Here is a 9440-nt window from a genome sequence, read left to right as displayed (position 1 = left end):
ATCAAACTCTCAAATAAAAGTTTATCAGGCTCAGATACTATTGTTATCTAAATATCTGGCTTTATGGTTTGTTTCTTGTTTTTATAAATTAACCTACTGTTTAATTTTCAAAGTTCATTTTTCATGTCTGCCCTTTTCTTAAGGACAAGTAATACTATATCAGCTTTATTTGTCTAAGTCAATATAATTTTTTATTTTTTTTAAGATTTTTAATTTTTCTATGTTTTATCAGCTTAACTCTCAGAAATTAATAATAAACAAAAGTCTCTATTTCATAGGACTAATATATATTTTATGCCCAATTTTCCTTTTTATTCTATATTTAAATTTTTTATTTGTAGCAATACACATTTTTTTAAAATTAATTTACATTTCTTTCACTTGTAATTTTTGTAATCTTGTATTAGATTATTATTAAAAAATGATTTATCAATAATTTGATTGAGAACGACATTTTTACACATCAAAATATTATATAAATACTATGCTACATTTTAGGAGGATTTTATTATGAGCAAGAAAGTATTAATCATGTCTGCTTCTACAGGTGGTGGACATAATAGAGCGGCTCTAGCTATTAAAGAAGAACTTACATCCAAAACAATTGATGGAGAGCCAGTTGAGTGCGAAATAATAGATAGTTTGAAATTAGTCAATAACATAATGGATAAAATAATTTCAAGAGGATATGAAAAATCCGCCATATATACACCCAAAGCATATGGAAGTGTATATAGATTATCTGAAACAAACCTTTTATCGAAAAATGAATTTAAAGATAATCTAATCATTACATTTATGGCAAAAAAATTTAAAAAACTAATTAAAAACACTAAGCCAGATTTAATTATAGGTACACATCCTTTTCCAATGATTGCTCTAAGTACATTGAAAAAAAATTTTAACTTACATAATAATGAAATAAATGCTTCTACTGATCATTTTTATAAGCATCATACAAGTACTATTAATGTTCCTCCACTTATTTCTGTACTAACTGATTATACTACTCATTCCACATGGATACAAAATGAGATTGACTACTATATTGTTGGTCATGAGTATGTAAAGGAATTATTAGTATTTGATGGAGTCGAGCCTAGCAAAATTAGAACATTTGGAATCCCTGTTGAAAAATCATTCCACTCTCATAGAGATAAAAAAATTGTTCTTTCTGAACTAAATTTATCTCCTGATAAATTAACTGTTTTACTTATGGGTGGCAGTTTTGGAGCTGGGAATATAAAAGAAACTCTTGATGAGTTATTAGATACAGATAGAGATTTTCAGATACTTGTAATAACTGGTAGAAATGAAAGTTTAAAAGAGAAAATTGAAAAAAAACTTGTATCTCGTTATCATGACAAAAATGTATGTGTACTTGGATACACTAATAAAATGAATGATATTTTAGCTTCTATCGATGTTTTAGTCAGTAAGCCTGGTGGACTTACTACAACTGAAGCACTATTAAAAGATGTACCCATGATAGTTCCATATTATATCCCTGGACAAGAAGAAGAAAATCTTGATTTCTTATCCAATTGTGGTGCAGCACTTAGAACTACAAAGAAATATAATTTATCAATATTATTAAAAGTTTTAATAGATGACTCTAGTAGGCTAGAAATGTTAAAGAAAAATATAAAATCTATAAGAAAGTCAAATTCAGCCCAAAACATAGCTAATTTAGTATTAAGTATAATTTCTGATTAATAAAATAAATAAAATCCCTATAGTATACCTATTAGGGATTTTTTATCTTCTAATTATTTAATTGCTAGATTGGTTCATAAAAATCTTCTTCATAATCATACTGATAGTTTTTATAGTTATTTCTGAATTCAGTATTTTTATTTTTTGGAGTTTTCTTAGTTTTTTTCTTGTTAGAAAAACTGATCTCCTCAAAATCATCATATTTAGGCTTGTCTTTTGATTTCATTTTTTTAATTCTTTTTTCTTTCATTGCATTATGTTCTTCTAAGTTCATAATTGGTTTCATGTTGCACCCCTATCAAAATTTTTAAATGATTTATACAACAAATTATACAATACAGAAGAGATTTATTCAATAAATCTAAATCAAAATTAATCTGAATTTAACTCCAAAAAATTACAAAAATCGAGGTAGTAACCTCGATTTTTATATTTCTCTTCTGCCTTCCAATGCTTTCGATATTGTAACTTCATCTGCATATTCTAAATCGCCTCCAACAGGAAGACCATGAGCTATCCTAGTAACTTTGATTCCCATTGGCTTTACTAATCTTGCAATATACATAGCTGTAGCTTCTCCTTCAATAGTAGGATTTGTAGCCATTATTATTTCTCTTACATCTTGATTACCAAGCCTTTGTATAAGCTCTTTTATTTTTAGCATATCTGGTCCAATACCATCCATTGGAGAAATAACCCCATTTAATACATGATATTGCCCTTTAAACTCTCTTATTCTCTCCATAGCTGCAACATCTCTCGGATCTTCTACCACACATATAGTACTAGAATCCCTATTCTTATTTGAGCACATACTACATGGGTCTGTATCTGTTATATTGCAACAAATTGAACAATACTTTATCTCTCTTTTTGCGTCTATAATTGCCTTAGATAAAGCCTCCACATCATTAGTATTCATATTAATAATATGAAAAGCCAACCTTTGAGCAGTCTTTCTTCCAACTCCTGGAAGCTTTGAAAATTCTTCTATTAGTCTCGTTATCGGACCTGTATAAACTTGCATAAATATCACCTACTAGAATAACCCTGGTATATTCATACCTCCAGTTACCTTACTCATTTGATTTGCTTGTATATCATCAATATTTCTCAATGCTTGATTTACTGCACTTAAAACTAAATCCTGTAACATTTCTATATCGTCTGGATCAACAACTTCTGGTTTAATAGTTATATCTAAAACTTCTTTTTTACCATTAACTTTTACAGTAACTGCTCCTCCACCAACTGAAGCTTCTACTTCTTTATTTTCTAACTCTTGTTGAGCTTTTTGCATGTTTTCTTGCATCTTTTGAGCCTGTTTTAATAAATTATTCATATTTCCACCACCAGGCATCATTCCGCCTCCAAAACCTTTTTTAGCCATAAACACTATTCCTCCTAAACTTATTTTCATTTTATTATTATATCATAATAGTATTTTATTATTTACTTTCATTTTCATCAATACTATCTTTTATTTCTAGTATATCTTCGTTTACTATGTTCTTTAGTATCTCTTCACCAATGTCTTTTTTTTCTTTAACTTCAAGATTTATATCTTTGACTTCTGATGACAATACTATTTTTACACTAAAGCTTCTATTTAAAACTTCTCTTATAGTCTTCTCTAGATAATTTATTGTATCTGGGGAGCTTAATCTAGTTTTTGCAAAATCAAATTTATCATCAAATATTACATATAACATGCTAGAATATACATTAAAACTTTTTACCTCACTTAAAAGAGCGTATATTGGCATTTTTTTATCTTTTTTAATTTGTTTAAGTATATTTTTCCATGATGATTCTATAAGTAGAACATCTTCATTTTTTACATCTTCATAAACTATACTTTCTTTTTTTGAATCTATTTCTCTATTATCCTCATATTCCTTTTCTTTACCACTATCATTATTTGTAATTTTAAAGCTACCCATTTCAATCATTTTTTCCAAATTCTCAACCCTTTTAATAAGAGCTTCTTTACTTTCATCAAACATTGGCTGAGCAATCTTCATTATAGTTATTTCTACTAAGACTCTTGGATTTGAAGATGATTTTATATCATCTTGAGTTGTTGACAGTATATTTAAAATTCTTATTAAATCATTCATATCTATGTCCTCAGATTGAGATTTAAGTTGCTCTATAGTTTCTTCTGGTAATGAGATTATTTCATCTAATTCTGATGATACTTTGCAAACCATTAAATTTCTAAAATGGTCTATTAAATCATTTATAAGGTTTCTTATATCTTTACCCCATAAAACAAATTCATTTAATATTTCAAGAGATTTTTTAGTATCTTGTGCTACAATACATTGAGACAACTCAAATAATTGTTCTATATTCACGCTTCCCATCAACTCAACAACATCTTTATAGTCTACTGTATTTTCTCCAAATGATATACACTGATCTAATATGCTAAGAGCATCTCTAAGTGCTCCTTGAGAGTTTCTAGATATCAGATTAAGAGCTTTTTCATCTATGTCAATTCCTTCATCTTCACAAATTTTTTTCATCCTAAGAGTCATATCTTTAACAGTAACTCTTTTAAAATCGTATCTTTGGCAACGTGATAAAATAGTTGCAGGTATCTTATGAGGTTCCGTAGTAGCTAATATAAAGATTACATATGAGGGAGGTTCTTCTAATGTCTTTAACAATGCATTAAAAGCTCCTTGAGACAACATATGAACCTCATCTATTATATATACTTTATATTTAGCATTAGCTGGAGAATATTTTACACTTTCTCTAAGCTCTCTTATATCATCTACACTATTATTTGATGCTGCATCTATTTCTACAACATCCATTGTATTATCTTTTAATATTGATTCACATATTTCACACTCATTACAAGGTTCTTCATTCAATTTATTTAAACAATTTACCGCTCTTGAAAAAATTTTTGCAGTAGATGTCTTTCCAGTACCTCTTGTACCACAAAACAAATAGGCATGTCCTATATTATCACTGTATATTTGATTTTTTAAAGTCTTAATAATATGTTCTTGACCAACAACATCATCAAATCTTTGTGGCCTATATGCTCTATATAATGCTTTATGCATCTTTTTACCTCTCTTTAGTAAAATTAATAAAAAAATCCCTCATTATCTAAGGGATTAGTCTTTTATATATTAAATGCTGTACACCATCTATCGACTTAATTCCATAGGCGTTACCAAAACAGTTAGCTCAACTTAGGCACCCCCACGGCACACAAAAGTGATCACTTACCGCTGCTTCCTTCCGGATCTGACGGGGTTCATGAGCTTTCATTGCGCAGGACCTAAGCATCAACACCACTTATTCAGGGCGGCCCTACAAAAAATAAGCCTTTAGATGGAATTCAATCCTGCTATAGCGGATTGCAGGTTACAGGGCACCGCTACCTCCCCATCTAGTACAGCAAAATTACAACCATATTTAATTACTTTTATTTATTGTTTCTGGCGGAGAGAGTGGGATTTGAACCCACGATACAGTTTTACCCATATACTCGCTTTCCAGGCGAGCGCCTTCGACCACTCGACCACCTCTCCTTAATCTCTTTTTCTTAATGCCTTAAAAAATTCTTGCAATATGATCGAGCATTCTTCTTGCAAAACATCAAAAGCCACTTTTACATTATTATTATCAAAATAATCTAATTTAAACTCATGCTGTTTCTCTATATATGAATTTTTTATATGTCTTGTCCCTATTATAAGCTTTTTTATTCTAGAATTAACTATTGCACCACTACACATTATACAAGGCTCTAGTGTAACATACAAATCACAATCTGTCAATCTCCATCCACCTAATTTTTCTGATGCTTGCTTTATCGCTAAAATTTCTGCATGAGCTGTAGAATCTTTCAATGTTTCTGTAAGGTTATGAGCCCTTGCTATTATCTGATTATCTTTAACTATAACAGCACCTATTGGTGTTTCTCTTTTATTATATGCTTTATATGCTTCTTTTAATGCTTCTTTCATATAAAATGAACTTTCCATAATTCCTCCCAAAACTTATAACAAACTTATCTTATCATAATTCATTTTATAATTCAACTTAATTTTATTTTGTTTATTTAATATATTGCTATACATAGCTACATTTAATTTAAATTAACCTAAAAAATTTTTTCAACGTCTAATTAAATGTTGATTTATGAAAATATTTAGCTTTTTATGATGAATATTCTATTATATATATTAACATAAAAAAGTTATGAAATTATTAAATCTCATAACTTTTTCTAATTTACTATTTACTTACAGTATATTTTTAATCTTAAAATATATTATCACTTATATAATATTAATACATAATTATTTTATAACATCAACACCCATATAAGGTCTTAATTCTTCTGGAACCACTACAGAGCCATCTGCTTGTTGATAATTTTCTAATATAGCAGCTAAACATCTTCCTATAGCCAATCCAGAACCATTTAATGTATGAACATATTCTGCTTTTGATTTTTTATCCCTTTTAAATCTTATTCCCGCTCTTCTTGCTTGGAAATCTTCAAAGTTTGAACAAGAAGATATTTCTACATATCTATTATAACTTGGCATCCAAACTTCTAAATCATATTTAAAAGCAGCTGTAAATCCTAAGTCTCCTGTACATATTCTTACAACTCTATATGGAAGACCTAACATTTGTAACATAGTTTCAGCATCATGAGTTAATGATTCTAATTCCTTATAAGAATCCTCTGGTTTAACAAATTTAACTAATTCAACTTTATTGAATTGATGCTGTCTAACTAAACCTCTTGTGTCTCTTCCTGCTGAACCAGCTTCAGATCTAAAGCAAGGAGTATATGCACAATATTTTATTGGAAGTTCTGCAACATCTAATATCTCATTAGCATGTATATTTGTCACAGGTACTTCAGCTGTTGGTATTAAGAAATACTCTAGCCCTTCTATTTTAAACATATCTTCCTCAAATTTAGGAAGTTGACCAGTGCCTATAAAACTATTTCTATTAGCCATAAATGGAGGTAAAACTTCTGTATATCCATGTTTAGCTGTATGAGTATTTAAGAAGAAATTCATTAAAGATCTTTCTAATCTAGCACCTAATCCTCTATATAAAGTAAATCTTGAACCAGTTATTTTTCCAGCTGTTTCAAAGTCTAATATCCCTAAACCAGTTCCTATATCCCAGTGAGCTTTATGTTCAAAATCAAATTTTGTAGGTTCTCCCCAAGTTCTTACTTGAACATTATCTTCATCTGTTTCACCTTGTGGCACATCTGGATGAGGTACATTTGGAATTCTCATCAATGCATATTCCATTTTTCCTTCAACTTCTTTTACTTTCTCATCAATACCTTTTATCTTGTCTGATAATTCTTTTAATCTTGCTTTTTCCTCTTCTACATCTTTTCCTTCTTTTATTAATTGTGGTATCTTTTTAGAGTTTACATTTAATTCATTTTTCATAACTTCAACTTCTTGAAGTATCTCTCTTCTTTTATTATCTAATTCCACTACAGCATCAAGGTCGAATTCTTTTTCGCCTCTTATTTCCATAGCTTTTTTAATATCATCTAAATTTTCTCTTATTCTTTTAATATCTAACATATTAATTCCTCCTAATAATTTTTATAATATAAATTAATAATTCCAATTTAAATTAAAACATTTTTAACTGCAAATTCTTAGTTTAAACAAATTTTGAAAATAAAAAAAGACCTCCGTTTACCCTATAAAAGGGACGAAAATCTTTTATCCGCGTTGCCACCCTAATTGATTATACCCATATGTACAATCCTCTCAGACCTGTAACGTAGGTAAACGTCTAGCTTTAACTAGAAGCTCTAGAGTAGATTCAAAAACCATTGTAATGAGTTCTCACCATCCACTCATTCTCTGAATACAACCTGTTTTTTACTATTTTCTTTCAATGCTTTTAACTAATTGTTTTATTTGATAATCATTATATTATATATATTAACATCTTTCAATACTATTATTCAATTTTTTTTAGAATTTTCTTTAATTTGTTATCTTGAATTTGATTTTTTTGTTTAATTAAAATATTATCTTTTATCTAAAGAATTTAAATTACTTGTGTTATTAAACAATAATGAAGCAGGAATAAATGGAACTTCTATTTTATTTTCATCAAATTTCTTTTTAACTTTTTCCATTATATCAAAGTATACATCCCAGTAATCATCAGTTTTAACCCAAGGCCTAGCAACTATTTGCATAGTATTATTACCTATAGAGTTTAACCCTATGATTGGCTTTGGATCATCTAGTATCCTTTTTTCATTTGTAAAAATTTCATTTAATATAGATTTAACCATATCTATATCGCTGTCATAAGAAATATTATACGAAAAATCTATTCTTCTTTTATTTTGATGTGTGTAATTAATTATATTATTACTTGTCAATTGAAAATTTGGTATTATTATAGTTTTATTATCTGGAGTTTTAAGAACAGTGCTAAATATTTGTATATCAGAAACTGTACCTTCCACACCTGACCCTTGAATATAATCACCTATATTGAATGGCTTAAAAAACAAAATAATCATGCCTGAACCTAGGTTTGATAATATTTCTTTAAATGCTAATCCTATACTAAATCCAGCTGCTCCTAAGACCGCTACAACTGATGTAGTTTGTATTCCTATAATACCTAAACTTATCAGTGATATGATGGATAGCATTGATATATATATACCATATACAATAAAATTATTTACACCTTTACTCATTCCATATTTAATTAGAAATTTAGAAACCATCTTTCTTACTATCTTAGCTATATAAATACCTATTATAAATATTGTTATTGCATATATAATATTTGGTATATTATCACTGAAATTATTAAGCATATTTTCTAAAGTTCTCTTCGTTATATTACTATTTGTTGAAGTAGTCTTAGCCAATGACAAAAAATTCATTTAACTCCTCCTTATGATAATATTCCACTGTCATCTAGTTTTTTTATTATATCTTCAATAGTTTTTTCTTTGAGTGCTTCAATTGTATGAATATGACTACATTCTGTTAAAACTGATAATTGTTTAAACTCATTTGTTTCAACTTTTATCATAAAATCATCTATATCCATTTTAGAATAAATATTAAGTTCCGCAGTTATTTGACCATATGTCGGATGATTTACAATAACATCTTTTACAATTCCACCCAAATCTACAATAATTCTTAGTTCTTCATAAATTTCTTGGGGATTTCTATGATTTTTACATTTTATTTGTCTGGAAAAATATGGTTGATTATATATTATATATCCTTGAGGTGTCGCTATTATTTCAAGACCTTTAGCTCTTATAAGCGCTATATCTTGTACTATTACTTGTCTGCTTACATTTAATAGCTCTGCTAGCACTCCACCTTTTACAGGATGCTTGGATTCCTTTAAAATATCTATTAATTTGTTTCTTCTTTCATTAGAATTCATATCATACCTTCTTTCTAAATCAAAACTTTTTGTCTATATTATATAATTCTATATTTTATCTTAGTATAAATCAATACAGAGTTTATATTCTGTTTAATTTTAGATTTTATAGCAAACAATAAAAAAAGACTACGTGGCTACGTCCTACTCTCCCAGGCAGTTTCCCACCAAGTACCATCAGCGCTAGAGAGCTTAACTTCTGTGTTCGGAATGGGAACAGGTGTATCCTCTCTGCTATTGTAACCACATAATCTTTA

9 protein-coding genes, 1 tRNA gene, 1 rRNA gene, 1 other RNA gene and 1 other annotated feature are annotated in these 9440 nt (G+C 28.5%); of the genes, 1 reads left to right on the top strand and 11 read right to left on the bottom strand.

All coding sequences use genetic code 11. The annotated features are described in order from the left end of the window. Positions 1 to 510: 510 nt before the first annotated feature. Positions 511 to 1716 (top strand): MGDG synthase family glycosyltransferase, encoded by a 1206-nt coding sequence (locus tag IC174_RS20450; RefSeq protein ID WP_227437604.1) that lies wholly within the window; start codon positions 511 to 513, stop codon positions 1714 to 1716. A gap of 64 nt (positions 1717 to 1780) precedes the next feature. On the opposite strand, the gene IC174_RS20445 is transcribed toward IC174_RS20450, so the two are convergent. The 11 genes from IC174_RS20445 to rrf all read right to left on the bottom strand — a co-directional run bounded on the left by IC174_RS20445 (position 1781) and on the right by rrf (position 9431). Next, complete coding sequence (locus IC174_RS20445; protein ID WP_227437601.1) at positions 1781 to 2002, bottom strand: hypothetical protein; 222 nt, start codon at positions 2000 to 2002, stop codon at positions 1781 to 1783. Positions 2003 to 2143: 141 nt separating this feature from the next. Beyond that, complete coding sequence (gene recR / locus IC174_RS20440) at positions 2144 to 2743, bottom strand: recombination mediator RecR (RefSeq protein WP_227437599.1); 600 nt, start codon at positions 2741 to 2743, stop codon at positions 2144 to 2146. 12 nt (positions 2744 to 2755) lie between these two features. Continuing rightward, a complete protein-coding gene (locus IC174_RS20435) occupies positions 2756 to 3106 on the bottom strand; it encodes a YbaB/EbfC family nucleoid-associated protein (protein WP_227437598.1) in 351 nt (116 codons plus the stop codon). A gap of 58 nt (positions 3107 to 3164) precedes the next feature. Then, a complete protein-coding gene (dnaX, locus tag IC174_RS20430; RefSeq protein ID WP_227483912.1) occupies positions 3165 to 4802 on the bottom strand; it encodes a DNA polymerase III subunit gamma/tau in 1638 nt (545 codons plus the stop codon). 76 nt (positions 4803 to 4878) lie between these two features. After that, positions 4879 to 5143, bottom strand: an RNA gene (gene ffs / locus IC174_RS20425) — signal recognition particle sRNA large type. A gap of 41 nt (positions 5144 to 5184) precedes the next feature. Further along, positions 5185 to 5276: transfer RNA gene (locus IC174_RS20420), tRNA-Ser, on the bottom strand. Then, complete coding sequence (locus tag IC174_RS20415; protein WP_227437594.1) at positions 5277 to 5732, bottom strand: nucleoside deaminase; 456 nt, start codon at positions 5730 to 5732, stop codon at positions 5277 to 5279. 318 nt (positions 5733 to 6050) lie between these two features. Beyond that, a complete protein-coding gene (gene serS, locus IC174_RS20410; RefSeq protein WP_227483911.1) occupies positions 6051 to 7322 on the bottom strand; it encodes a serine--tRNA ligase in 1272 nt (423 codons plus the stop codon). Between the two features lie 126 nt (positions 7323 to 7448). Further along, positions 7449 to 7654, bottom strand: a binding site (T-box leader). A 126-nt stretch (positions 7655 to 7780) separates the two neighbouring features. Continuing rightward, on the bottom strand, positions 7781 to 8662 hold the full coding sequence (locus tag IC174_RS20405; protein WP_227437590.1) for a mechanosensitive ion channel family protein: 882 nt from the start codon (positions 8660 to 8662) through the stop codon (positions 7781 to 7783). A gap of 11 nt (positions 8663 to 8673) precedes the next feature. Continuing rightward, positions 8674 to 9183, bottom strand: a complete 510-nt coding sequence (locus IC174_RS20400; protein WP_227483910.1) for a transcription repressor NadR — start codon at positions 9181 to 9183, stop codon at positions 8674 to 8676. A 131-nt stretch (positions 9184 to 9314) separates the two neighbouring features. Then, positions 9315 to 9431 (bottom strand): 5S ribosomal RNA (rrf, locus tag IC174_RS20395). Between the last annotated feature and the right edge of the window lie 9 nt (positions 9432 to 9440).

The organism is Clostridioides sp. ES-S-0001-03, from assembly GCF_020676075.1.
Taxonomy (GTDB): Bacteria; Bacillota; Clostridia; order Peptostreptococcales; family Peptostreptococcaceae; genus Clostridioides.
Note: the sequence above shows the minus strand (reverse complement) of the source record. Positions and strands in the feature narration are given on the sequence as shown.